Annotated in this window: 21 protein-coding genes; 6 read left to right on the forward strand and 15 right to left on the reverse strand. The window is 63.4% G+C overall.

What is annotated here, in order from left to right; genetic code table 11:
- Nucleotides 1-4: 4 nt before the first annotated feature.
- From GCU42_RS08595 to GCU42_RS08635, 9 genes are all read right to left on the reverse strand, one after another.
- The gene (locus tag GCU42_RS08595; RefSeq protein ID WP_114227132.1) at nt 5-1,111 is read right to left on the reverse strand and encodes a glycosyltransferase family 4 protein; all 1,107 of its coding nucleotides are present in this window, start codon (nt 1,109-1,111) and stop codon (nt 5-7) included.
- Nucleotides 1,112-1,115: 4 nt separating this feature from the next.
- On the reverse strand, nt 1,116-2,048 hold the full coding sequence (locus GCU42_RS08600) for a GDP-mannose 4,6-dehydratase (protein ID WP_114227133.1): 933 nt from the start codon (nt 2,046-2,048) through the stop codon (nt 1,116-1,118).
- Nucleotides 2,048-3,082 (reverse strand): GDP-mannose 4,6-dehydratase, encoded by a 1,035-nt coding sequence (gene gmd, locus GCU42_RS08605; protein WP_114227134.1) that lies wholly within the window; start codon nt 3,080-3,082, stop codon nt 2,048-2,050. Before gmd ends, GCU42_RS08600 begins: the two co-directional genes overlap by 1 nt.
- A gap of 28 nt (nt 3,083-3,110) precedes the next feature.
- On the reverse strand, nt 3,111-4,433 hold the full coding sequence (locus GCU42_RS08610) for an FkbM family methyltransferase (protein ID WP_114227135.1): 1,323 nt from the start codon (nt 4,431-4,433) through the stop codon (nt 3,111-3,113).
- Nucleotides 4,430-5,692, reverse strand: coding sequence for a glycosyltransferase family 4 protein (locus GCU42_RS08615; RefSeq protein WP_114227136.1), 1,263 nt, complete (start codon nt 5,690-5,692; stop codon nt 4,430-4,432). Before GCU42_RS08615 ends, GCU42_RS08610 begins: the two co-directional genes overlap by 4 nt.
- Nucleotides 5,689-6,357, reverse strand: a complete 669-nt coding sequence (locus GCU42_RS08620; RefSeq protein WP_114227137.1) for an ABC transporter ATP-binding protein — start codon at nt 6,355-6,357, stop codon at nt 5,689-5,691. The genes GCU42_RS08615 and GCU42_RS08620 overlap by 4 nt, the downstream gene beginning before the upstream one ends.
- Nucleotides 6,354-7,169, reverse strand: a complete 816-nt coding sequence (locus GCU42_RS08625; protein WP_114227138.1) for an ABC transporter permease — start codon at nt 7,167-7,169, stop codon at nt 6,354-6,356. Before GCU42_RS08625 ends, GCU42_RS08620 begins: the two co-directional genes overlap by 4 nt.
- A complete protein-coding gene (locus tag GCU42_RS08630) occupies nt 7,166-8,254 on the reverse strand; it encodes a KpsE/RkpR family capsule polysaccharide export protein (protein ID WP_205214950.1) in 1,089 nt (362 codons plus the stop codon). The genes GCU42_RS08625 and GCU42_RS08630 overlap by 4 nt, the downstream gene beginning before the upstream one ends.
- A gap of 169 nt (nt 8,255-8,423) precedes the next feature.
- The gene (locus tag GCU42_RS08635; protein WP_152569521.1) at nt 8,424-9,242 is read right to left on the reverse strand and encodes a class I mannose-6-phosphate isomerase; all 819 of its coding nucleotides are present in this window, start codon (nt 9,240-9,242) and stop codon (nt 8,424-8,426) included.
- A 745-nt stretch (nt 9,243-9,987) separates the two neighbouring features.
- Here GCU42_RS08635 and GCU42_RS08640 point away from each other — a divergent pair.
- Both GCU42_RS08640 and GCU42_RS08645 read left to right on the forward strand, forming a co-directional pair.
- Nucleotides 9,988-12,243: a TonB-dependent receptor gene (locus GCU42_RS08640; RefSeq protein ID WP_114227141.1), complete on the forward strand. Its 2,256-nt coding sequence runs from the start codon at nt 9,988-9,990 to the stop codon at nt 12,241-12,243.
- 58 nt (nt 12,244-12,301) lie between these two features.
- Nucleotides 12,302-13,870 carry an AMP-binding protein gene (locus GCU42_RS08645; protein ID WP_114227142.1) on the forward strand — a complete coding sequence of 523 codons (1,569 nt, stop codon included), beginning with the start codon at nt 12,302-12,304 and terminating at the stop codon, nt 13,868-13,870.
- A gap of 2 nt (nt 13,871-13,872) precedes the next feature.
- Here the strand turns inward: GCU42_RS08645 and GCU42_RS08650 are convergent, their stop codons facing one another.
- Both GCU42_RS08650 and GCU42_RS08655 read right to left on the reverse strand, forming a co-directional pair.
- Nucleotides 13,873-15,504 carry a carboxylesterase/lipase family protein gene (locus tag GCU42_RS08650; protein WP_114227143.1) on the reverse strand — a complete coding sequence of 544 codons (1,632 nt, stop codon included), beginning with the start codon at nt 15,502-15,504 and terminating at the stop codon, nt 13,873-13,875.
- Nucleotides 15,501-16,790: a spinster family MFS transporter gene (locus tag GCU42_RS08655; protein ID WP_114227144.1), complete on the reverse strand. Its 1,290-nt coding sequence runs from the start codon at nt 16,788-16,790 to the stop codon at nt 15,501-15,503. Before GCU42_RS08655 ends, GCU42_RS08650 begins: the two co-directional genes overlap by 4 nt.
- 133 nt (nt 16,791-16,923) lie before the next feature.
- Here GCU42_RS08655 and GCU42_RS08660 point away from each other — a divergent pair, with 133 nt between their 5' ends.
- Nucleotides 16,924-17,604, forward strand: a complete 681-nt coding sequence (locus GCU42_RS08660) for a TetR/AcrR family transcriptional regulator (RefSeq protein ID WP_240309387.1) — start codon at nt 16,924-16,926, stop codon at nt 17,602-17,604.
- Nucleotides 17,605-18,115: 511 nt separating this feature from the next.
- On the opposite strand, the gene GCU42_RS08665 is transcribed toward GCU42_RS08660, so the two are convergent.
- The 3 genes from GCU42_RS08665 to GCU42_RS08675 form a co-directional block, all read right to left on the reverse strand.
- Nucleotides 18,116-19,156 (reverse strand): LLM class flavin-dependent oxidoreductase, encoded by a 1,041-nt coding sequence (locus tag GCU42_RS08665; protein ID WP_114227145.1) that lies wholly within the window; start codon nt 19,154-19,156, stop codon nt 18,116-18,118.
- Complete coding sequence (locus GCU42_RS08670) at nt 19,153-20,001, reverse strand: ATP-grasp domain-containing protein (RefSeq protein ID WP_246165623.1); 849 nt, start codon at nt 19,999-20,001, stop codon at nt 19,153-19,155. Before GCU42_RS08670 ends, GCU42_RS08665 begins: the two co-directional genes overlap by 4 nt.
- Nucleotides 20,002-20,215: 214 nt before the next feature.
- Complete coding sequence (locus GCU42_RS08675) at nt 20,216-20,476, reverse strand: DksA/TraR family C4-type zinc finger protein (protein ID WP_114227147.1); 261 nt, start codon at nt 20,474-20,476, stop codon at nt 20,216-20,218.
- Between the two features lie 387 nt (nt 20,477-20,863).
- On the opposite strand from GCU42_RS08675, the gene GCU42_RS08680 reads away from it, so the two are divergent.
- The gene (locus GCU42_RS08680; RefSeq protein WP_114227148.1) at nt 20,864-21,355 is read left to right on the forward strand and encodes an Hsp20 family protein; all 492 of its coding nucleotides are present in this window, start codon (nt 20,864-20,866) and stop codon (nt 21,353-21,355) included.
- A 244-nt stretch (nt 21,356-21,599) separates the two neighbouring features.
- Here the strand turns inward: GCU42_RS08680 and GCU42_RS15635 are convergent, their stop codons facing one another.
- Nucleotides 21,600-21,866: a PilZ domain-containing protein gene (locus GCU42_RS15635; RefSeq protein ID WP_420496906.1), complete on the reverse strand. Its 267-nt coding sequence runs from the start codon at nt 21,864-21,866 to the stop codon at nt 21,600-21,602.
- A 264-nt stretch (nt 21,867-22,130) separates the two neighbouring features.
- On the opposite strand from GCU42_RS15635, the gene GCU42_RS08690 reads away from it, so the two are divergent.
- Together GCU42_RS08690 and GCU42_RS08695 are read left to right on the forward strand one after the other, a co-directional pair.
- Entirely contained in the window at nt 22,131-23,015 is an 885-nt protein-coding gene (locus GCU42_RS08690; protein ID WP_114227150.1) for an NAD(P)H-hydrate dehydratase, read from the forward strand.
- A gap of 166 nt (nt 23,016-23,181) precedes the next feature.
- A complete protein-coding gene (locus tag GCU42_RS08695) occupies nt 23,182-23,442 on the forward strand; it encodes a hypothetical protein (protein ID WP_152569522.1) in 261 nt (86 codons plus the stop codon).
- The last annotated feature ends 44 nt before the right edge of the window (nt 23,443-23,486 follow it).

Here is a 23,486-nt window from a genome sequence, read left to right on the forward strand (position 1 = left end):
GCCGTCAGCGCGCCGCCTGTTCATATACGTCAACGGTCTTGGAGATGCATCGCTCCCAGCGGAACGCGGCGGCACGGGCCAGTCCGCGCGTGACATTTCGGCATCGCTGAGACTCGTCCTCGAGGGCTTGGCCAAGTGTCACGGCAAATCCGTCAAGGTCGTCCGGATCGACGTAGAAAGCCGCATCCCCACACACCTCGGGAAGGCAGGACCGGCCCGCCACCACTACCGGGACTGCGCTCGCCATCGCCTCCAGTGGGGGCAGTCCGAACCCCTCGTAGATGCTCGGATAAATGAAGAGGCGCGCGCCGGCGTAGAGCTCGGGCAGCGCCGCCTCGGGGACGTAGCCGAGCGGCCGCAGCCAGCCTTCGGCGGCGCCGCGCTCGATGCTGGCGAGCAAGCTCTCGTCCTGCCAGCCCTTGGCGCCGACCAGCACCAGCGGAGTGCGCGCGCGGGTGGCGGCCGGCAGCAGGCGCCATGCCGCGATCAGCTCGGCGATCCGCTTGCGCGGTTCGAGCGTCGAGACGCTGAGGCCGTAGGCGCCGGGCGTGAGACCAAAGGGTGCGAGCACGGCCGCAAGGTCGTCGGCGGCGCGCGGACGGAAATTTCGCCCGACGCCAAGGTGCACCGCGCTCACCTTGTCGGCGGCCAAGCCGAATTCGGCGATCACCTCTTGGCGGACGGTCTCGGTGTCGGTGATGACGTGCACAGCGCGCTCGAGCGAAGGCAGCAGGTCGCGGGCGAAGTGCCGCAGGCGCTCGGCGCTATGCGTTTCGGGAAAGCGGATGACCGACAGGTCGTGAACCGTGACCACCCCGCGTTCGACCCTGCGTGGCAAGAAGTAGTTAGGACCGTGGAACAGCCGACCCTCGAGCGCCCGCCAGTCGCGCCAGTCGCGCCAGCGGCGCCAGCGCCGCAGATATTTGGGAGGCCGCGGCAGGCCTTTCTGACTCAGCAGCCTTTCCGGCTCGGCCACGAGCTGTTCGCGGGCCCATAGCGCCACCGACTCGATCCGCGGGTCGTCCGGCAGGCCACGAAGCAGTTCGAGGGTATACCGTCCGATCCCAGTCAGATGGGGCTGGAGCGAATCGCCCCACAGCGCGACTTTCACCGTCCTAGTCGTCCAGCATCCAGCGCAGCGTGTCGTCGAGCGGAATGGCCCGCAGCGGCCCGATCGCCGCCTCGAGCCGCGTGGCAGATCCGCTCAGCGAGCGGACCTCGTTGGCGCGAACGAAGGAGGGGTTGACCACGACAGCCATCCGCGCGCCAGTGATTGCCGCAACCCGGTCGACGATCTCCTGCAGGGTGACTGGTCGGCCCGAGCAGACGTTGAACACCTGCCCCGCCAGCTCAGGCCGGTCGAGCAGCCGGGCATAGGCGTCGACCACTGTTCGCACGTCCGAGAAATCGCGGGCGACATCGAGATTGCCGAGCTCGATCCGCGGCTCGCGCCGGCGCGCGTGGGCGACGATCTTGGGGATGAGGAAATGCTCGGCCTGGCCGCGACCGGTGTAATTGAACGGGCGCACCAGGGTGATTGGCAGCCGGTCGGCGTAGGTGCGCGCCAAGGCCTCCATCGCCAGCTTGGAAACGCCATAATCGTTCGCCGGCGCGGGCGGCATCGTCTCGTCGAGTACGCCTTCAGGCGCGTTACCATAGACGTTGGCGCTGCTTGCCATGAGCACCACCGAAGGCCGCTCGGGAGCTGCCGCCAGTGCCTCGAGCAGGTTGCGCGATCCGAGCAGATTGGTCTCGTACATTGCCCGCGCATCACCGCCGACGAAGGCAATCGCAGCCAGGTGGACGACATCGGTCGGCGCGATCTCGGCGACGAGCTCGGCCAGCCGCGCGGCGTCGGACAGATTGGCGACATGCAGTGTCGCGCCTTCGACCGCGGCCTCTTCGCCCGTTCGCTGGACCGTCCCGTGAACTTCGTAGCCCGCGTCGGCGAGCAGCGGATGAAGGTAGCGCCCGGTGAAGCCGGTAAGGCCGGTGACGAGTATCCGTCGACCGCCGCCTCCCCGCTGGACGACCCCTTCGTCCGGCATCAGAAGGAGGCGCCGGCCTGATTGCGGCGAAGATCGGCCTCGACCATCATCCGGCACAATTCCTCGAGCGTGGTCTGCGGCTTCCAGCCGAGCACTTCAGTCGCCTTGGCGGGGTCGCCGATCAGCAACTCAACCTCGGCCGGGCGGTAGAAGCGCGGATCGATCCGCATCACTGTCTTACCGGTCGCGCGGTCGACCGCGGTCTCGCTTTCGCCCTCACCCTGGAACTCGATGTCGAATTCGCCCGCCTTGAACGCCATCGCCACGAAGTCGCGGACGGTCTCAGTGCGGTTGGTGGCGAGCACGAACGTGTCGGGCTGATCGGCCTGCAACATCCGCCACATGCCCTCGACATATTCCTTGGCGAAGCCCCAGTCGCGCTTGGCGTCGAGGTTGCCGAGGCTGAGGCAGTCGAGCTTGCCGAGGCGGATCTTAGCGACCGAATCGGTGATCTTGCGAGTGACGAATTCGCGGCCGCGCAACGGGCTCTCATGGTTGAACAGGATGCCGCTCGAGCCGTGGATACCGTAGCTCTCGCGATAATTGACGGTCATCCAGTGGGCGTAGAGCTTCGCCACGCCGTAGGGGCTGCGCGGATAGAAAGGCGTGTTCTCGCGCTGGGGCACGGCCTGAACCTTGCCGAACATTTCCGAGGTCGACGCCTGATAGAAGCGGATCGACGGATCGACGATCCGGATCGCCTCGAGCAGATAAAGCGGTCCGATGCCGGTGATCTCGGCAGTGGTGATCGGCTGCTCGAACGAGACGCCGACGAAGCTCTGCGCGGCGAGGTTGTAAATCTCCTTGCAGCCGGTCTGCTGGACCAGCCGGATCGCCCCCGACAGGTCGGTCAGGTCGAACTCGACCAGATGCAGGTTCGGATGCTCGGTGATGCCGAGCTCTTCCATCCGCCAGAAATTGACCGAACTGGTCCGGCGATAGGTCCCGTAAACGGTATAGCCTTTGGCGAGCAGCAATTCGGCGAGATAGGCCCCGTCCTGTCCGGTAACGCCGGTGATGATTGCGGTGGTCATGAAATCCTTCTTCAGGCAGGTCGGATGGTCAGCGATTCGAGCGAAAAAGTTGCGCCACGATGATCCTCGATCCCCAGCTCGAAATCCTCGACCGCTTCGCGCATTGTGAGGGGAACGAAAGTTGGTGACGGGGTCGCCGGAGCCGAGCGTACGCAAAGGATCGGCAGCGGGGATGCCCAACCGCCGCCGCAGCCGGTGCCAGCCTCCGCCGCGCTCCGCAAGGGCCTGCGAAATCATGGCCTCGGCCGTGGCGAGCTGACTGCGATAACGCTCCGCCGTTACCGCCTCTCTGGCCAGCTCCCGCTGCAACGTTTCGGCCTATGGCGATTGCCTCCGCGTTCTCGCGCTCCGTTTCGAGATGGTCGGAGAGAAAGCGGACTGCTTCGTGGCGTCGCGCCGATTGTTCCTCGGCCTGTGCCAGCTGGGCGTTGAGTGCGGCCTGTTCAGCACGATGAGAGGCCACTGCCGCCGCCATCTCCTCTTTCTGCCGCGCATTGGCCGCCTGGAGTTCGCCGCGTTCGGCTTCTAGCGACAATTGTTGGGACTTTGTCTCCGCCAGTTGGGCCCGCGTGGCGACGAGGCCCGCTTCGCTGGCACGGACCTCAGTGGCCGTAGCGTCAGCGCGGCGTTCTAGGGCCTCGAGCTCCTCCAAAATCCGTTGGTTGGCGAAATGCTTGGCGGTGATAACGAAGCCGTCGAAAATGTTTGGCGGGCAGGCAAATGCCTCGGCCAGCTCGGCCTTGCCCTCGTGGACGAAGTAGCGGCTCAGCCCGTCGAAATGCACTTCGCGATAGCCGCGCCGTTCGAGCTGGTGCCGCCACGGCCCGTCGCTGTGCTCGCGTGAGTTGGGAAGCGTCGCCTCGACGACGGCAAGCCACGGCCGCGCCGGATGGTCGCCCCAGCTTTCGAGGACGTCGGCTTCCATCCCCTCGACGTCGATCTTCATCCAATGGAACGGATCGGCCCGGCCGAGCAAGGCGCTCAACCGCACGGTCGGGACCTGGATGTCGCGGGCTTTGCGCCCCGCCCGGACATGCCCATCAGCGATGCTGCGCACGCCCGTGGTAAGCCCGGTTTCCGGAATTTCGTGAAGCGTGATGGGCCCGGGCGCCATCGAGACCGCCGCCTCGACGACCTCTTCGTCGGGCCGCTGTTCCCGCAGCTTGCGCGCATAGTCTGGGGTCGGTTCGACATGGATGCCCCGCCAGCCGCGTTGGTAGAAGGCCATGCTGACCGAGTCCCACTCCGGATCCTGCGCGCCGACGTCGAGATAGCGGCCGTGCTCGACATGCCCGAGCGCCCGCCACAACAACACGTCTTCGAAATTCTGTGCGTAAGAAGTGAAGCTCATCGTGCGGCGACCCGCCGCTCATCCTGCTCGATGGGTTCGTCGACGACCGCCGGCCGATCGACTCCGATCTCGACCAATAGCTCGTCCGCGCATTCGGCCCAACTGAGCAGATGCTGGACCGGGGGATCGCCCTGCGCCGCGACCGCCATGATCCGTTCGATAGCCGCCGCCAGCGGTTCGGGATGGTCGTCGCCGAAGTAACGGACGTTGCTGAGCAATTGTTCGCGAAACACCGGCAGGTCGCGCGCGAGCACCCATTTGCGGTGCCGCGACGCCTCGGCCAGCGGCAGGCCATAGCCTTCGCTGCGGGTCGCCAGCAGCAGCGCCGATGCTCGCGCGTAAGCGACCTCGAGCGCCTCGTCGCTGACCCCTTCGAGCCAATGCAGGCGGCGCCCATATTCGGCATGCTGCCGGATCTGCTGCTGCAGGGCGCCAGTCTTCCAGCCCGCCTTGCCAATGATCATCAGGTCGGGCGCGCTCGACTGGGGGGCGGCCCACAGCCTCTCCATCGCGTGCAGCGCCACCGAATAGCCTTTGCGCGGCTCGACTGTGCCGACCATCAGCAGCGTCGGGCGCCTCGCCATTGCATCCAGCTGCTCGGCGACGAGCGCGGGAATACCGGTCGTCGGCCGCGAATGGGTCAGATCGCCACTGAGCCGAAGGCGGCCGAGTGGCGGCCGCGCGACGGGATCGAAATGATCGGCGAGCTGTCGCCCGACCGCATCTGAAATGCTGAGCAAGCTGTCGCCATGTGCCGCGATGGTGTCGAGCCAGCGGGTGAAGTGACCGACGGTCCCGGCATTGAACCAGTCTGGCTGGAGCACCGGCAGCAGGTCATAGACCACGAAGTGGGTCATGAGACCCGCCGCGCGCCAGTCGGCCAGCTGCCGGGTACAAGACGGCAGGTAATGCGCCGACAGGTCGAGCCCGATGAAGTGATCGCCGGGCGCCGCCTTGACGACCTCAGCGGTTAGCGTCGGCCGCTCCGCCGTCGCCTTCCAGCAGGCGCGACGATAGCCGTGCCGAGCACCGGCATAGACGGGGACGAAATCGTGGGTCGGGTGGTGGCGACGGCTCAACTCGAGCCACAGCGCACGCACCACCCGCTGGATGCCCGTGCGGGCGTCATTGCGCGCGATCACCGAAACGTCGACATAGACCCGCGGCCGGCGCGGCTCGCTCTCGCGGAAGCGGCGGCGATGGCGCGCGAACCAGGCATGCCGATGCACGCCCGACCAGAGACGCACCAGCTGCTTCACGCCGCGACGGCCGTCAGGCTCGCCTTCGTGTAGAAGTCGTAGGCGTCGTCGACATTGTCGAAATGCACCAGCGAGCCCTGGTGCAGGACGGCGGCGCGGTTGCAATGCTCGCGGATATAGCCCGGCTCGTGCGAGACGATGATCATCGCCCGCTCGCCGCGCTTGTCGAACAACTCATGATTGCACTTCTGGTGGAAGCGCGCGTCGCCGACCGCGATGATCTCGTCGATCAGGAAGCAATCGAACTCGATCACCATCGAAATGGCGAAGGCGAGCCGCGCCCGCATGCCCGACGAGTAGCTTTTGACCGGTTCGCGCAGGTAGATGCCGAGTTCTGAGAAGTCCTCGACATAGGCCTTCTTGTCGCGCCAGTCGACGCCGTAGACGCGGCAGATGAAGCGCAGATTGTCCCACCCGGTCAGCGCCCCCTGGAAAGCGCCGCCAAAGGCCAGCGGCCACGAGACGCTCATGTCGCGGGTGATCGTCCCGCTGGTCGGTAGCTCGGCGCCGCTGATCAGTCGGATCATGGTCGATTTGCCCGCGCCGTTGCGGCCGAGGATACCGACTCGCTCACCCATGTCGACCGTGAGATCGACGTCCTTGAGCACCCGGGCCGGTCCGGAACGGGTCGGGTAGGTCTTGTTGACGGCACGCATCTCAATCATTCGGGAATGACCTCGCGGCTGGTCTTGGCTACTTCGGCGAGCCCGAGCAGCGTCAAGGCAAGATTGCAGAGCGCCATGTAGCCCATGTCGTAATGAGCGACGATCTGGCTGCCGAAGAACTCTTCGCGGATATATTCTACCCCAAGCACCTTCGGCAGCAGGAGGACATACTTCTGACCTTCGGTCGGCAGTGCGTCGACGAGGAATGCCGCCCCCGACAGCGGGCACAGAATATAAGCGGTCGGTTGCAACAGCTTTGCGACCAGCTCGAAGCGCTCGGACAGTGCACCGAAGAACGCCGACAGATCGAAACCGAAACAAGCGAGCATGATCCAGCCGAAAACGATCTGGAGAATGTACTCGGGCGGTTCGAGCCAGCCGATCGAGCAGAAGAACACCACCAGGAAGACGAACGACGTCGTCGCTCCCGCCGCCTCGAGTAGCAGGCGCGACAGGTAGATATCGATCGGCCGAACGTTGCGGTGATAGAACAGCGAGAGATTCGGCGCGAGCGCGCCGATCGCTCGGTTGGGCATGTTGCGCCACAGCAGAACACTTGAATAGCCGGTGATCGCAAAGGCAACGATCGGCAGGCTCGACCCGTGGACCGAGCGGGTCGCGGTCCATAGTGCGGTGACCGCCAGGGTGAAGATCATCGGCTCGACGAACAGCCACAGGAAGCCGATATTATGGCGTCCGTAGCGGGACGGGATCTCGCGGAGCACCAGCGCCCAGATCACCCGCCGCTGGATTGCCCAGGAGCGCGCGAGGCTAGTCGGCTGCGGCGCCGGGACGGGGTCGGCGGGCGTCAATCACGATGCTCCCGCACGCCGGCCAGCAGCATGCTCATGATCCCGTAGGCAACCAGACCGAGGATGACGACCGACAGGATGCCGCGCCAGCGCCGCGGCTCTTCGGCTTCGTCAGGCAAATTGGGTTCGACGATCCGTTCGACATAGGCCTGCTGCTGACGAGAATCGTTGCGGGCCTGCTGCAACGCGGCGAGCGCCGCGGTCAGTCGCTTGTCGGCATATTCGCGGTCGAGCGACAGTCGCTGATATTGCACCGCCGCCGCCGATAGCGATCCCTGTCCGCCAGCAACTCGGCTCCCCTCGAGATCGATCGAGCGGGTCAGGCCGGCGATGCGCGTCCGCAGCTGCGGAATCTGCGGATTCTCCGGCGCGATGGATTCGAGCTGCTGGAGCTGCAACCGTGCGCCGATCAGTTCGTCCTGAAGCTTGGATACCAATTGCAGCTGCACGCTCGCCTGCCGCTCGGGATCGACGATCCCGCTGCGTTGACGGAACGCGCCCAGCGCGCGCGATGCGCTGCGCGCCGCCGCCTCGGCGTCGTTCGCTTCGCGCTGTGCATTGCCGAGCAGGTCCGCCTGCCCGCGATTGTTGAGCCGATTGACCAGCGCTTCAGACATTTCGAGCAGGCGCCGGTTGATCTTCTGCGCATCCTGTGCGGTGTAGGCCCGCACCGACAGGGTAGTGATCGCCGAGGTTGTGTCATGCTCGACCCCGACCCGTTTGCGGAAATAGTTGTAGAGGTCCTCGAAGGTGTTGCCGAACCCCAGCGCATTGAACCGGTCGAACACCGAGATCGACGGGCTAGTGTAGGTCTGACGGATGTAATTGCCTTCGTTGAGCGCCTTCAGCGCGTCACGGCTCTGGACGAATTTCTGCGCGACGAAGATCTCATCGCCCGAGCTCGAGAAACCGACCGACTTGAGCAGCACCCCGAGCCCCGTGGTGGAAGGTTTGTCGGGGCTGCGGACGACGAATTGCGACTGCGACACGTACACGTCCGACGCGAACAGGCCATAGTAAAGGATAGCGAGCACCGTCGGCACGATGACCAACAAAACGAACAATGGATTGGCGGCAATGCGCATGCGCGACTGCCTCAGGCGCTGGAGCAAGGTCGATTCAGAACGGCGTTGCAGCATGAAAAAGTCTAGCAATCAGTCGGATATTGGCGGGATGGCGGGCCTTAACCTTTTCAGACGGAGGCTGCCAGTTGTTTGATGTCCGCAAGGATAGTGGCGAGCCTTCCCGATGCGCTCATGCGGCCTGGGCCAGTGCCGCTTGGACCGGCCAAGCCAGCAGGAGTTCGGCGTCGCCGGGCAGGTCGAGGCCCTCCAGCGACGCCGCGCATAAGGCTTGCCCGATTTGATAGGTAAGGCCCTGATGGCGAACGGAACCGCTGACAACCACGACCTGCCAGGCCGCCGTGGTCGGCAGGCCCACCGGGAATGCGCCCACGCACCAGGCCGCGCCGAAATAAGGACCATCAGCGAGAATGCGGCTGCGCCGATCGGCCACGCTGCCATCTCGCGCGGAGTCATGCCGCCCGAAATAAGCGACCCGCAACCCCTCGTCGAGATGCAGTTCGCGCGGCCGGCCATAATCGAACAGGCGATAGGTGAGGTCGGCGCTCTGCTGGACTTCGAGCAGCACCAGCCCCGCGCCCGCGGCATGAATGGTTCCAGCCCGGTTGTAGATGACATCGCCGCGCGCAACCGGCTTCCAGTCGAGCAGGTCGACCACGCTTCCGTCGCGCACTGCCGAAGCGAATTGCGCCGGCTCGCACGACTGCTTGAGCCCGAGCCCGATCGTCGCGCCCGGTTCGGCCGCGAGCACGATCCACATCTCGTCCTTGCCGCACGGATGCCCAACCGCGCGAGCCTGGGCGTTATCAGGATGAACTTGGATCGACAGTCGCTCGCTGGTGTAGAGATATTTGATCAGGACCGGCAGCTCGGCACCCGCGGGATGGCGGAAGGCGACCTCCCCGATCCGAACGCCATTCGCTCCACGATGCTGCCATGGGACGTCAACCTGTCCCCACGGCTTTTCGCTCAAACACGCGGCGAGCTTCACCACCACCTCTGTCCAACAAGATCCACGGCACCCACCGCGGCAGCAAAACAAGAATAATGTACGGAATCGAAGTTTGAATGGCGAGTCCAACAAACAGATTTTTATCTCGAATTTGAGAAACCACTGTAGGGCAGACAACTCCAATCATTAGAATTACAGTTATTTATTCCTCCACCCATGAAATTATAATAATATATTTGATGTATGATCTTGACTTAGAGGCCATCGAATTGAAACTCAACATCCCTCCGGCGGAGGACGGCACCGGTGGGTGATAAGCACTTTGCGTGGTGCAAACCGATTTCAACCTCTGTCGCCCCGTTTCACGCGCCAACATAGAACTGTTGTGAATACAACGTTACAATAGGCCAGCTTAGGCTTTCATACGATGTGCGGCGTTAACCGTCGGGGCGGCGAAAAATTCCGGTCGCAGTCAAACCATTCGCCTTTTGCCATTGGGAATCAGCCAAAGATGGGACGAGGAGTGTCATGAATTTCGGGGTCAATAATCGCCTGCTTGACCACCCTTGCTGACAAACAAATTGTCGGCGCTTCCCGTCGCCGCTTTGTTACAAGGCGATGTCGAAAGTGCGCAATGTCTGAGTTATCGAAAATGCATTCTTATTCATTTCTGAACGTGCATCACGTACGTTCACTCTTAAGATAATTAGTATTGTCTCGCCGCTGATTTTGCGGCAGCTTCCGATCCAGACGCCGGCAAGGCGTAACCTTTGGAGAGGGGCACATGGGCATCCGCAGCAGCATCTTGGGCGTTTCACTAATCGCGCTAGCATGGTCCGACGGAGCATTGGCGCAGGCGCCGCCGGCCGATCCGGGCCGCACCACCGCTCAGGCCGATTCGCCGCCCCCCGACAGCGGCGACGTTATCGTCACCGCTCGCCGCCGGAGCGAGAATCTTCAGCGCACGCCGCTGTCGGGCTCGGTGCTGACCGGCACCGACCTGGCGAACAAGGGCGTCGCCACCGTCGACGCACTGCAGTTCGCGACGCCGAGCATCGTGGTCAACAATTTCGGCCAGGGCATCGATTTCAACGTCCGCGGGATCGGCAAGGGCGAGCACAACACCCAGACCGCGACCGGCGTCATCACCTATCGCGACGGCGCGCCGACCTTCCCCGGCTATTTCCAGGGCGAGCCCTATTACGACGTCGCCAACATCCAGGTGTTGCGCGGCCCGCAGGGAACCATCGTCGGGCAGAACGCCACGGGCGGCGCGGTGTTCGTCAATTCGAACGATCCGATCATCGGTGGCGGCAACCATGGCTATGTCAGTGCCAACATCGGCAACTATGCCGAATTCGGCGCGCAGGGCGCGATCAACCTGCCGGTGAGCGATACCTTTGCGGCGCGCGTCGCGCTGTACGGTCTGCGGCGCAACGGCTTCTACAATATCACCGGGCCGGGCGGCGTCCGCTACACCGGCAACAATGGTGACCAGCGCCAGATTGCCGGGCGGCTATCGCTGCTGTGGAAGCCGTCGAGCGCGCTGACGATCTCGTCCAAGACCGATCTCGATTACCTTGATTTCGGCGCTTACGTCGCCAGCCCCTATCAGAATTACCAGCCGGTCGGGGTGCCTGCGCTGACCAGCTACAGCGACCTTTTCGACCTTCAGCTCAACTCGCCGCAGGAAGCGCGCGACAAGTTCTTCCGCCAGATCCTGCGGGTGAACTACCAGTTCGGGAACGGTATCCAGCTGCGCTCGGTCAGCAGCTACGCGAAGGGCAACACCAAGTATCGCGCCGACCTCGACGGCACGGCTCTCCTCACCCCGGCGACCGCCGACAAGACCTTCTTCGACAATGTCGACGAACGCCAGATGACGCAGGAACTGACGCTGATCTCGCCTGACAGCGCGCGGGTGACCTACCTCGCCGGCGTGTTCGGGGCGTGGAACAAGTATAATTTCCTGCCGCCTTACCAGTTCGTCAGCGACAGCTCGTCGGCCCCCGGCGCGGCCAGCGAATATCGGCTCCAGGGCACCAACCCGAACCGCTCGCTGGCAGCCTTCGGCCAGCTCGGCTTTGCGATCACCCCGGCTCTCAAGCTCGAGCTCGGCGGCCGCTACACTACCAGCCGAAGCGTCAACCACGTCCAGATCCTGCAGTTCGGCGCGCCGATCGTCGCCGAGGATCGGACCAAGTCGCACAATTTCTCTTACAAGGCGTCGCTCGGCTGGACCGCCGATGCCAACAATTACCTGTACGGGTTCGTCGCGACGGGGTTCAAGCCGGGCGGCTTGAACGTCCCGGTCGGCCTGACCGGAGCGCTGGCCGGCCCGACCGCCTTCAAGGAGGAGACGGTTCGCTCCTACGAAGCGGGTTGGAAGAGCAGCTTCGACAACCGCCACATCCGGACGACTGTGGCGGTATTCTACAACCAGTATAAGGACTTCCAGGTGATCGTCTCGAACCCCGGCTTCCCGGTGTTCGGAACCGAGATCAACGTGCCGAACACGACCAAGATCTACGGCTTCGAGGCCGAGGCGGAGGCGCATTATGGCGCCTTCCGGTTCGACGTCGGCGCCAACGTCACGCACAGCAGCATCGGCGAGTTCTTCGCAGTGGATTCGCGCCGCGGCGTGATCACGGTCACGCCCTGCAACCCGCTGACCGGCCCGGCCAATTCCGCCTGCATCAACCTTGGCGGACGCGACCAAACCTATGCGCCCAAGTTCACCTTCAACATCGGCGGGTCGTACGACATCGCGCTTGGCGATGGGGCGACCCTGACGCCGCGGGTGAACTTCGGCCATATCGGCAAGCAGTGGGCCACGTTGTTCGAGACGCGAACCTTCGGTGACCGGCTTGAGGATCGCAACATCCTCAATGCCCAACTCGCGTTCAGCAAAGGCAGCGTGACGATCACCGCCTACGCGACCAACCTCACCAACCAGCACTATCCCGCGGCGCTCAACAGCGGCCTCTACTTCGCGGGGGCACCGCGGCAGTATGGGCTGAAAGTGCTGAAAGCCTTCTAGTCTCGTCCTCGGGCGCGCGGCTTCGGCGGCGCGCCCCTTCTCCTCTCGTCGGGTCGTCATGCAAAGCTACGCCCTCACCGTCGACAAATTGCTCGACCATGCGGCCAAGTGGTTCGGCGATCGTGAGGTCGTCACTGGCGGCGGCTCGGGACCCGACGATCGGATCGGCTATGCCGCGTTACGGCGCCGCGCCAATCTCCTGTCGGGGGCCTTGGCGAGCCTGGGCGTGACCCTGGGAACGCGGGTCGCGACGCTCGCCTGGAACAGCCGGCACCATGTCGAGCTGACCTATGCGGCGATGGGCATCGGGTCTGTCTGCCACACCCTCAATCCGCGCCTGACGATCGAACAATTGGCGGCGATGATCGACGAAGCCGGAGACATACTGCTCGCGGTGGCCGGCGACCTCATCGAGCAAGGGGCGGAGCTCAAAGCGCGATGCAGTAGCGTGCGCCACCTCATCCTACTTGATGACGAGGGCGCGACGTCGCCAGCCGGGACGCTGACGATCGACAAGCTCATCGAGGACCACGGCGTCGCGGTGCCCTGGGGCGACTTCGACGAGCGGACGGTGGCCGGACTGTGCTTCACGTCGGGCACGACCGGCGCGCCCAAGGGTGTCGAATATACGCATCGCTCCAACTACCTCCACACGCTGCGCGCGCTGGCGGCCGACGCGGTTGCTCTCACCGCGCGCGAATCGCTGCTGCTGGCGGTACCGATGTTCCACGCCAATGGCTGGGGCCTTCCGTTCGCGGCGCCCGCTGCCGGCACCAAGCTGGTCCTTCCGGGGCGGCACCTCGACGGGGCCAGTCTCGCCGGCCTCATTCGCGCCGAGCAAGTCACCGTGGCGGTCGGCGTGCCGACGGTGTGGCTGGGTCTGCTCGAACAGCTCGAGCGCAGCGGCGAGAGCGTGCCGAGCCTCGAACGCATTCTTATCGGCGGGTCGAGCTGCCCCGCCGCGCTGATCGAGCGGCTCGAAAGAGGGCTTGGCGCGCGCGTGCAGACCAGTTGGGGGATGACCGAACTATCGCCAATCGGGACTTTGTCCCCGCCGTTCGCGCGCGCGGTTCCAGGCACTGCGGGGCGGCCCCCGCTCGGCCTCGACCTCAAGCTGACCGATGCCGACGGGACCCCCCTGACTGACCAGCGCGCCGGCCAGGGGCATCTGTGGGTGCGCGGGCCAAGCGTGCTCGACCGCTATCTGGGCGCGGAGAATGATGCGCTCGACGCCGAAGGTTATTTCCCCACCGGAGACCTGGCGACCATCGATCGCGACGGCAATCTCACTATCTGCGGGCGCGCCAAGGACCTCATCAAGTCAGGCGGCGAGTGGATCAACCCGGCCGAAATCGAGGCAATCGTCGGGGCCGACACGTCGGTTCAGCATGTCGCGGTCATCGCCCGTCCGCACGTCCGCTGGGGCGAGCGACCGGTGATGATCGTCGAGCGGGCAGAAGGTGCCGAGCCCGTCGACCTCCTGGCGCTCCTCAAAGGACGGATCGCCGGCTGGTGGCTCCCCGACGCGGTCATCGAAATTTCCGCCATGCCGCTCGCCGCCACCGGCAAGATCGACAAGCAGCGGCTTCGGCGGGAATATGCGAGCGACCCTGCCGCCGCCGCCTGAACTCAGTCGCAGCCGGCGCTTCGCGGCGGCAGGGTGGGTGCGGCCAGCCCAACGTTCCAGTTCCACCCGTCCTTGCCCGCGGCCCGGCGCCGGCACATCACCGCCTCGTTCAGCTTGAACATGCCGGGCATGGGGTCGCGCCGGTTCTCCGGCTCTGCTGCGAAGTGGAGATAGTTGGCCTCCTTCCCGTAGCTTGGCCACGCGCCGCCTAGCCGCGCGGTCGGCTTGCCGTTGCGGACGAAACTCGCCCAATAATCGATCATCGCGCCGGAGAAGGCGCGCTCGGCGGGCGTGTCGCTGACCTTTGGCCAGCGCGGCGGCGTGCCGTCGAAGGTGCCCCAGACATAGGGCAGCTCGCTCGCGTGAAAGGCGTGCAGCCCGGCGCTGTCCATCGCCGGATAGCCATGGTCGAACAGGTACAGGTAAGCGGACTGGCCGAGTGTGGTCTGCTTGCGCGCGACGCGCTCGGCGGTCCAGCCATAGAGTGAGTCGCGGGTCGTCGCGAGAATGCTCTCGGCATAATCTGGGCTCGGATAGAGCTTAAGGAAGTCGTTGGCGAGATCGCCGTAGCGCGCCCGGATTTCGCGCTCATAGTCGGCCGCGCTGGCCGCGCTCTTCGGGGTCAGCATCCGGAGCGACCGAATCTCGCCCTGGTTGAAACCGGCGAGGACCGGGACCGGCGCCTGCGCCCCCGCGTCGAACACGTCGACCATTTGGCGGGGGAGCAACTTGCCGTCGACGACGCCGAACGGGAAGAAGCCGAGCTTGGCCGCGCTGTCGGTGAGAGTCTGCACATCGAGGCGGCGCAGCGCCGCGAGGTCGGGCGCCTTCAGTCCCGCGCCGACCAGTTGGCCAACCGCCTCATAGGCCGGAAGGCCGAACGCCGGCTTCTTCAGCTCGGGCATCGAGATCATGTAGCTGCTCTGCAGGATCGCGCGGCCGAACAGCCCGCGCGCGGCAGGCGACGTCATCAAGTAAAGCCCGCTCAGCCCGCCCGCCGACTCGCCGGCGATCGTCACGTTGGCGGGATCGCCTCCGAACGCGGCGATGTTGCGGCGGACCCATTGCAGCGCGGCGATCTGGTCCTGCAGTCCGTAATTGCCCGATACGCCCTGCGGGCTTTCCGCGCTGAGCGCCGGATGCGCCATCCAGCCAAGCACGCCGAGGCGATAGTTGATCGAGACCACCATGATCCCGCGCTCGGCGAAGCGGCGGCCGTCGTAGAGAGCTTCGCGACTGCTGCCGGTCGTCAGCGCGCCGCCGTGAATCCAGAACAGGACGGGCGCATGGCGGGCGTTGGCCGGCTTCCAGATGTTCAGCGTGAGACAGTCTTCGCTGACCGGCATCGGCGTATCACTGCTGTAGACCGACGGCGGGCCGCCCTGCGGCTGGACGCAGGCAGCGCCGAATAACTGTGCCGACCGCTCACCGCTCCAGCGCGGCAGAGGCTGCGGCGCGCGCAAGCGCAGCGGGCCGACGGGCGGCTGGGCGTAGGGAATGCCCTTGAACACGCCAACGGCTCCGTCGCTGGTGCCGCGAACGCGCCCGGCCGGGGCGTCGATGACGGGGGCGGTAGCGGCGGCGGCCGCGCTGCCCAGCAACGCGGCCGATAGAAGCATGGACTTGGCGATCATGAAGCCTCCTGACGACGCAGCACGCGAGCGAGCCACAGGAACAGGCCGATCGCGATTAGATAGAATGGGGCGAGAGTGGTGAGCGCCAGCTGCAGCCCGTTCGGGTGGCCGTGCGCCGCGAACCAGTCGCTGGCCGCACCGACCCAGGTCGGGCCGAGCCCGAGGCCGATGAAGTTCATCACCAGCAACAGCAGGGCACCGGCCAGCACGCGCTGATTGGCCGGAACTTCCTCCTGCACCAACGTCACTGAGCAGGAGAGATAGAAATAGTTGAAGAACATCACGACGGTCAGCAGGGTCAGCGCGAGCGGCCAGCCGGGCACCCATATGAAGGCGAGGTAGAAAGGCGCGGCAATCGCCAGCGAACCAGCCGGAAGGGTGGCGAAGCCGCGCCGTGAGCCGCCCGCCAGCCGGTCGATCAGCCGCCCCGACACGACCATGCCGCCGCCCATCCCGAGAATGATCGCCAGTGCGTACCACACGGCGACCTCGCCGAGCGCCATGCCCTTTTCGCGCATCAGGAAGAGCACCGCGAAATTGCCGAGCCCGTAGGTCACGAACTGGGTCGCGCCGCTGCCGAGCGACGCGAGCAGCAGCACCGGGTTGATGAAGAAGGCGCGCACGGTTGCGCCGAACGGTGCCTTTCCGGTGGCGCTGGCTACCTTGTCGGTGGCGCCGCGGGCCGGCTCAGGCACCAGCAACGGCAAGGCCACGGCGGCGACAATGCCCACAATCCCGATGGCGATGAACGCATGGCGCCAGTCGAACGCGGCGGCGATCGACGCGCCGAGTGCAATCCCGAGCGCGGCGCCGATCGGCGGACCGAGGTTGTAGATGCCAAAGGCGATGCCGCGCTTCCCCGGAGCAAAGGTATCAGTGATGAGCGCATAAGAGGGGGGCACCCCGCCGGCCTCGCCGAAGCCCACGGTCATGCGCGCCGCGACCAGCTGCGGGTAGGTGCGCGCCAGGCCGCAGGCGATGGTCGCCATGCTCCAGATGCCGCAGGCGAGGCTGAGCACCGCAACCCGATTGGTGCGGTCCGCCAGCCAGCTTACCGGCACGGCGATGAAGCAGTAAAACATCGCGAAGTAGAGACCGCCGATCAGGCCGAGCTGCGTGTCGCTGATGTGAAGCGTGTCCTGGATCGGCTTGGCGAGGATGCCGAGCAGTTGTCGGTCGAGGAAGTTCAGCACGTAGACGAAGGTCAGCATGCCCAGCACGACGCCGGGGCGCCCGCGCCAGCTGCCTCCGGCCCGAACCGGCTCGATCGCTCCTCCAACGTCCATTCGCGCTCCACCTCGCTCGTGACGAGCACGCAAGAGACACGCCTCGGCAACGGCTGTCAATGCACGTTCACTTGTGAGTGAACGTTTCTCGTACACCTTGACCGGGGGCCGAATTCCACCGCAGGACGGCCTGGTGAACGAGTTGCCAAAGACCATCCGTAAATCGCGCAAGGCCGAGCAACGCGCCGAGACGATGGAGCTCATCTACGACGCCGCCGAGGAGCTTTTCTCGAAGCATGGCCTGCACGGCGTGACGTTCAAGGATGTCGCCAAGCAGGTCGGCGTCCACCACACGCTGCTCAACTATTATTTCACCGACAAGAAGGCGCTGTTCGATGCCGTGTTCGCGCGGCGCGCGGTGATCACCAGTGAGCGGCGGATGAAGGCGCTCGACGATTATGAGCGCGAGGCCGGCGACCGGCCGACCGTCGAGGGCGCGTTGCATGCTTTCCTCGACACCGATCTCGACACCTACATCGAAGGTGGGGAAGGCTGGCGTAATTACGCCAAGCTGGGCGCGCAGGTCGCCAACACGCCCGAGTGGGGCGCCGAGCTGATGGACCAGCACTTCGATCCCGTCGTGCTCCGTCTCATCGACTTACTTCAGCGCGCGCTGCCCGACTGTTCGCGCGAGGATATCTTCTGGGGCTATCATTTCGTCACCGGCGCGCTGATGCTGACGCTGGCGCGGACGGGCCGGATCGACAAGCTTTCGGGTGGGCTGTGCAGCTCCGATGACTTTGCAGCGGTGAAGCTGCGGATGGCGCGCTTCATGGCCGCCGGCTTTCGTTCGATTTGTCACGTATCCGCGTGAGGTCGGGCGAGAACAACTGGCTCAGCAGAATCGGCGAAGGTGAGCGAGGAGATGGTGCGGCTTGCAGTTTGTCGCTAACCGGTCTCATCCCTGTTTTTCGCTGTTTCGCAGCAATTAACAGGGAAAACATTGCAAATCGCCCGCCGGAACAGGCCTCTGGCGGCAAACAAATGAACTCCTCCGCCAGAACATTGGCCGGTTTCTGCGGCTATACTGCGAGAAGATCAGCGTTCCCTGTTATTCGACGGAACAGGGACTTAAATCGACGTATCAGGGCCTGCTAATCGCGCATAACAGGTAAGCAGCTCGGCGATAACAGGTCTTCCTTCGAGCTTGGAGCAGTGGCGCTGCTGCGCGCATAATCTACATGAGCCTAGCGGGGCGAATGTCCGCTTTCGACCAATTGCGGACAGTCGCTGAGAGCGTCCGTAGTGACCTATCGGTCAGTGGTCAGCGTCACAATTGTTCGAGCGGAGATCGTACTCAGGCCCGAACGGCTCGACGCTGCGGCTCAAAGTTGCCTTACCCGGGCCGGCGCGATGACCTGCGCTGCGAAGCGGTCCATCTCTTCCGCTTGCGGACTCATTTGCAGGAGAAGGAGGTCAAGCCCAGCAGCCTGATATTCTTCGATGCGTTCGCGAATTTGTTCAGGCGTTCCAACGAGGTTTGGCCGCAAGCCCCTGTTTGAGACCGAGTACTCTTGGAGTTTGAGCTCACGCTCGAGTTCAGTGCCTGACAGCCACTGCTCGAAGTTGTCGAATCCCTTGGGTGGATGGGGCGGCATTTGCGTGATCCGCTCGAGCTCGCGGCGCGCTTCCGCTTCGCTGTCGCGGACGATGGCAAATGCCGCCATGCCAAATTGCATGCGGGACTGGCCAGTATGCGCGCGCCGTTCTTCCATGTCGGCAATCTTCGCCGTGATGATGTCGACTGGATCTCCGTGCATGACGTAGGCGTCGCACAGAGTAGCGATCATCGTCTTTGCCGCCTCGCTTTCGCCGCCCGCATAAATGGTCGGGCGAGGCTTGCGCATCGGCTTGGGAGAGCAGATCGCGTTGTCGAGCGTGAATCGCTCGCCCGCGAAGCTGAAGCGATCTTGGGTCCACAAGCCATTCACAACCTGAAGCCATTCGCTCGAACGGGCGTAGCGGTCGTCGTGCTCGTCGAACTGCAAGCCGTACTGCTTTGCTTCGTCTGCCCACCAGGATGAAACGACGTTCAGCGCCAACCTTCCGCCCGAAATATTGTCGATATTGGCTGCTGCTTTTGCGAACAGTGCCGGGTGATGGAAATTAGGACGGACCGCGACCATCAGCTCAAGCCGTGATGTTACCGCGGCCAAGGCCGCAGCAGTCGACCATGCATCGAGCGCGGGCTGGTCGACGCCCTTGATATCGTTGAGATTAAGCTCAGCGATAAGCGACAGATCCCAACCGGTTTCCTCGCTCCGCTGGGTAAGCCGCTTCACGTAGTCCCAGCTCGCCTCCATCCGCTCATCGGCGACATTACGAAGCCACCCGCCAAACACCGGCATCCAGTAGCCAAACCTCATGCTTTTTTCCCGTCGCCCAATTGATTCTCAAGGTAGTCGACTAGCCGGTCGTGCGGATCCCAACCGAGTACGGTGAGAGGATCGGCAACGAAGTTGGACATTGCGTTGATGTCATAAAAGCGCGGCGTGCCGTCGCGATCGTCGATGACGACTTCGACGCCTCCCAGATCCAGATTGGCGGCACGCGCGATCCGCTCGGCGGCTTCGATGAGTTGTTGCGGCGGCGTGGCGGCCGCCATCCGGATCGGACGGCGTCCGGGTTGCGCAATGCAGGCGTCGGCGGGACAGAGATCAAAGCTATCACCGCTGCTTTCAACTTCGATCGCGTAGAGGAATTGGCCGCCCAAAGTCTCCAGCCGTAGTATGCTGTCGCCTCTAGGTGGCACATACTCCTGAATCAGCAACACCTGATCAACCGATACTGGCAGCCGAACGTCGAGCGAAGCCACGCGCAGTTCTTCCATCGAATTGAAGCGGACGATGCCCGCGCCCGAGCCGCCAATGTTTGCCTTCACGAGAACCGGGAAGCTCAATCCTTCAGCGGCGGCTAGGACGTCGCGTGCACGGTGTACAACGCGACTCCGCGGTACAGCGAGACCGAGTGACGTAATCAGGGAGAGCTGGCGCGCCTTGGACGAATCGATGGCGAGGGTTTCAGAGCCGTTGATGACACGGGCACCGAGCCGCTCCCACTGATCCAGCAGTGCTTCAGCGTAAAAAATTGGATGCTCCGGCTCGCGCAGGAAGCTTGATTGAGCGACGCGACTGAGAATTAAAGGCGCCGGTAACTCGGGACTTCCCGGATCGAAGGAATGGCCGGAGAGCTGAATAGGAACGTAGGCCACTCCGCGGCGATCAAGGGCCGCGAACAAAGGGCGAAACCACTCCGGATGCTCGTAAAGAACAGCAAGGTGATTTTCAGGAGAGTTTGAGCTCATCTTGAGTTGGCAGACTTCGATAGTCGACTTGATAAGTACATCGACTGAGACCTCTAACGGCTGGAATTAGACCGCGCTACCAATGCAGTATTATGAGCTTGGTCGCTGACTACGCGGATGATCAGCGCAGCTGACTGTCCTTGCTGCCGCGCCGGTTGAACGCGGGCGCCAATGGTCGATCGCGGCTGCTTTGGCACGTCACGCAAGTGGTCACCCCAGGCACCGCACGGCGGCGACCCTGTGGGATGTCCTCGCCACACAATAAACAAAACGGTTCGCTCTCTCCGCTCGGCATCCTCGCCCGAGCAGCCAGCACCGCGTCAGTCACCGTGTCGTCGATTTGATCCTGTACTGCGCCGTCGCGCGTCCAACCGCCAGCCATCTGCCTCTCCTCAATCTATCGATATGGGAAGCAGAGGTCATCAGCGCCATACTCAAAGCAAGAACGATTGGCGGCTTCGGGGTCGCTTTTCAGGCGGCGCTCAGAACTGCTTCTGGGTTCTTTTCGGGAGCGGGGCTGGCTGCGCGAATGTCTGCTTCCCACCCATTGCGGACATTCCGGCCGAACAATCTCCGTCGACCGGAAGCAGACAAGACCCGGAAGCATTGCTGTCAGCGACTAGCTGGAAGCCAGCTCTTGAAGCTTTTGAAGTGTCTTCCAACATTTGCGCTGCCGGACGCCCAGTCGGGTCCGGCGACGGGCCTAGGGACGGTTGTCATGCTCGTGCCCTGGTCCGCCTTTGTTGCTCTAGACACAGGAGGACAAGTGATGCGTAGTTCGTTTGATTTCGCCCCCTTCCGCCGTAGCGCGGTTGGCTTTGACCGCCTGTTTGATATGCTGGAGAGCAGCGCCGCTGCCGGGGCGGGAGAAAATTACCCGCCATTTGATCTCATCCGCGAGGGCGAGCACGAGTATCGTATTGAACTTGCCGTCGCCGGTCTGCAGCGCGACCATATTGAGATCACCAGCCATCAAAACGTGCTGATCATTCGCGGCCGCAAGGCAGACGAGAGTGGCACCGAGTATATTCACAGAGGAATTGCGACACGCAATTTCGAGCGGCGCTTCGCACTGGCCGACCATGTTCACGTGACGGGAGCCGATTTGTCGGACGGGATGCTGGCGATCACGCTGAAGCGGGAAATCCCCGAGGCAATGAAGCCCCGGCGAATTGAGATCGGTGGCACTGATTTTGGGCCTCGTCATGACCCGATTGAGGCAGAAGTCTCCAATGACGAGAGGCAATCCGAGGACGCCTGAGGCTCTGCGCCGATAATCGAAAGGAGGGCTTCGTGAGCGATGCTTCCGGAGCCTTCCCTTGTGCAATTGTGGGAGGGTCTGCTCCCTCGACTGACAGGAGGCAGCAGCTCGAATGTACGCCTTCGACCCATTGCGGACATTGAACCCGAATGTCTGAGTTCGACCCATCCGAACCATCGGGTTCCACTTCCGAGCGTTGAGGTTCCGAACCTTGCAGCGACAACCGCTCAGGGAGCGGCGCCTCCTAAGCGAGGGAAGGCCCTCGTTCCAGAAAGATCAGACCAGCCGTGGGCGTATGGGCCCATCTGACTTGTGCGTCGAAGTCACCGTAACCTTGCACTCGAAGGCGGACGATCTCGCCCGGCGACAATCGTTCGGCCGACCTGAGGCAAAGACCCTTCGCCGATACGTTGATGACCTCACCGGCGAAGCGATTGCCTTGCAGGTTCGCAACATCGGCCTTTTCTCGCACGCAAACACGCGTTTCCCGCTTTGCCTTCCTCGGTATCACGTCACTCTCCCCGATCTCTGTTTGCGACCTAACAGTCAAAGATTAAGGCGTTTTTGGCGATCAAGGTTAATCGCAAGTGAGGTCCCGGTCTTTTCTGCTTAGGTCACACGAAAGAGCATCCGCTCTCAAATCGGGTGTTCGCTTTCGACCCATTGCAGATTGGCTGGCAGACCACTGTTCAATGCATTGCCTTGCTGGCCATGAGAGCCGACGCAGCTGCGCTCTGTTGTATTGGGGCGTGAGAAGGGCGATTGCTCCTCAGGTATGAGTAATGAGCCCAGATCGCTGAACGACCAAACGTTGAAGCGCTTTCCTCTTCCGTCGATTATGAGCGGAGATAAGGACGAACGTGGTTCAATCCTGATCATTGCGGGAAGCCGCGAAGTTCCCGGCGCGGCCTTGCTCACAGCGATGGGCGCGATGCGAGCCGGGGCTGGCCGACTTCAGATTATAACGGTGCAGAGTGCGGCCGCTGGATTATCGAATTCGATGCCTGAGGCCATGGTGACTGGCTTGGCCGAGGGTCGCGACGGCGGTTTTGCGCCCTCGACGGTCAGAGAGATTGCAAAACGCGCCAAGCAGGCAGACGTTGTGATCGCCGGGCCCGGGATGCGCGGCAATAGTGCGGCGGAGGAGCTCGCCGCGACGCTGGTCGAAGGCGGCGGCCCGCTGGTTCTCGACGCAGCCCTTCTCCGAGTCCTTGCCGCAAGGAGCGCCGATATAGAGCGGTCCGATTGTCCTACCATCCTTCTTCCTCACGCCGGCGAGATGGCGAGCCTTCTAGGCTGCGAAGAACAAGAGGTGGCCGCAGATCCTATTTCGGCCGGCCGAAGCTGCGCTCAGCGCTACGATTGCCTCACCTTGGTTAAAGGAGTTGTGAGCCACATCGTGAGCCCCGTGGGGCAGGTCTTTCGCTATAAAGGCGGGGGCCCGGGGCTTGGTGTGTCGGGTTCCGGTGATACGCTGGCTGGGATTGTCGGCGGGTTGTTAGCACGGCGAGCCGATCCGCTTACCGCCTTATTGTGGGGCGTCTGGTGTCATGGCGAGGCCGGCAGGCGGCTTGCTGAAAGGATCGGCAGACTCGGCTTCCTCGCGCGCGAGATACCGGATGAAGTACCAGGCGTCTTGAGTGACGGGGGCATGCTTTAGCTGGCACTGGCATGCGAAGGCGAACAGCCGAGCCGCCGCCAAAGATGGTCGGCAGCGCAGATGGCCAACTCGACCTCAACCTGGCCAGGATTGATCAATGTTAATGAAAAGTCTCTGTTGTTTGTGTCTTGTCTTCGCGGCGGCAATGATTTGCAGGCAAAGAGCAATGGCAAAGCCAAGCAATTCAGATCAAGCATACTTCCTGACACGCGCGGGTGAGGAACGGCGGCTCGCATCAGAAGCGACGAGCGCTGTAGCTCAGGCCGCGCATATAAAACTTGCTCAGGAGTATGACGCCAAGGCGCAGGCCGAAGAGATTATCAATAAGCCACAAAACCACGTTTACGGCCTCTCGCCGCCAGATGATATTCAATCTTCTTTCTATATCTTAGAACAGGGGCCTCGTCCTCTCACCAACAAGGCGTAACATGCTCTTGGCCGCGGCGATCTACTGAACTCCACTCCAGACAT

Origin of the sequence: Sphingomonas ginsengisoli An et al. 2013 (assembly GCF_009363895.1) — a bacterium.
In the GTDB taxonomy this organism is placed as follows: domain Bacteria; phylum Pseudomonadota; class Alphaproteobacteria; order Sphingomonadales; family Sphingomonadaceae; genus Sphingomicrobium; species Sphingomicrobium ginsengisoli.

Coding starts and splice junctions, on each gene's coding strand:
- GCU42_RS08640 (WP_114227141.1), top strand. CDS start 9,988: ATGGGCATCCGCAGCAGCATCTTGGGCGTTTCACTAATCGCGCTAGCA.
- GCU42_RS08600 (WP_114227133.1), bottom strand. CDS start 2,048: ATGCCGGACGAAGGGGTCGTCCAGCGGGGAGGCGGCGGTCGACGGATA.
- GCU42_RS08690 (WP_114227150.1), top strand. CDS start 22,131: ATGAGTAATGAGCCCAGATCGCTGAACGACCAAACGTTGAAGCGCTTT.
- GCU42_RS08645 (WP_114227142.1), top strand. CDS start 12,302: ATGCAAAGCTACGCCCTCACCGTCGACAAATTGCTCGACCATGCGGCC.
- GCU42_RS08610 (WP_114227135.1), bottom strand. CDS start 4,433: ATGAGCTTCACTTCTTACGCACAGAATTTCGAAGACGTGTTGTTGTGG.
- GCU42_RS08620 (WP_114227137.1), bottom strand. CDS start 6,357: ATGATTGAGATGCGTGCCGTCAACAAGACCTACCCGACCCGTTCCGGA.
- GCU42_RS08695 (WP_152569522.1), top strand. CDS start 23,182: ATGGCAAAGCCAAGCAATTCAGATCAAGCATACTTCCTGACACGCGCG.
- GCU42_RS08630 (WP_205214950.1), bottom strand. CDS start 8,254: ATGCGCATTGCCGCCAATCCATTGTTCGTTTTGTTGGTCATCGTGCCG.
- GCU42_RS08655 (WP_114227144.1), bottom strand. CDS start 16,790: ATGGACGTTGGAGGAGCGATCGAGCCGGTTCGGGCCGGAGGCAGCTGG.
- GCU42_RS08665 (WP_114227145.1), bottom strand. CDS start 19,156: ATGAGGTTTGGCTACTGGATGCCGGTGTTTGGCGGGTGGCTTCGTAAT.
- GCU42_RS08650 (WP_114227143.1), bottom strand. CDS start 15,504: ATGATCGCCAAGTCCATGCTTCTATCGGCCGCGTTGCTGGGCAGCGCG.
- GCU42_RS08680 (WP_114227148.1), top strand. CDS start 20,864: ATGCGTAGTTCGTTTGATTTCGCCCCCTTCCGCCGTAGCGCGGTTGGC.
- gmd (WP_114227134.1), bottom strand. CDS start 3,082: ATGACCACCGCAATCATCACCGGCGTTACCGGACAGGACGGGGCCTAT.
- GCU42_RS08675 (WP_114227147.1), bottom strand. CDS start 20,476: ATGGCTGGCGGTTGGACGCGCGACGGCGCAGTACAGGATCAAATCGAC.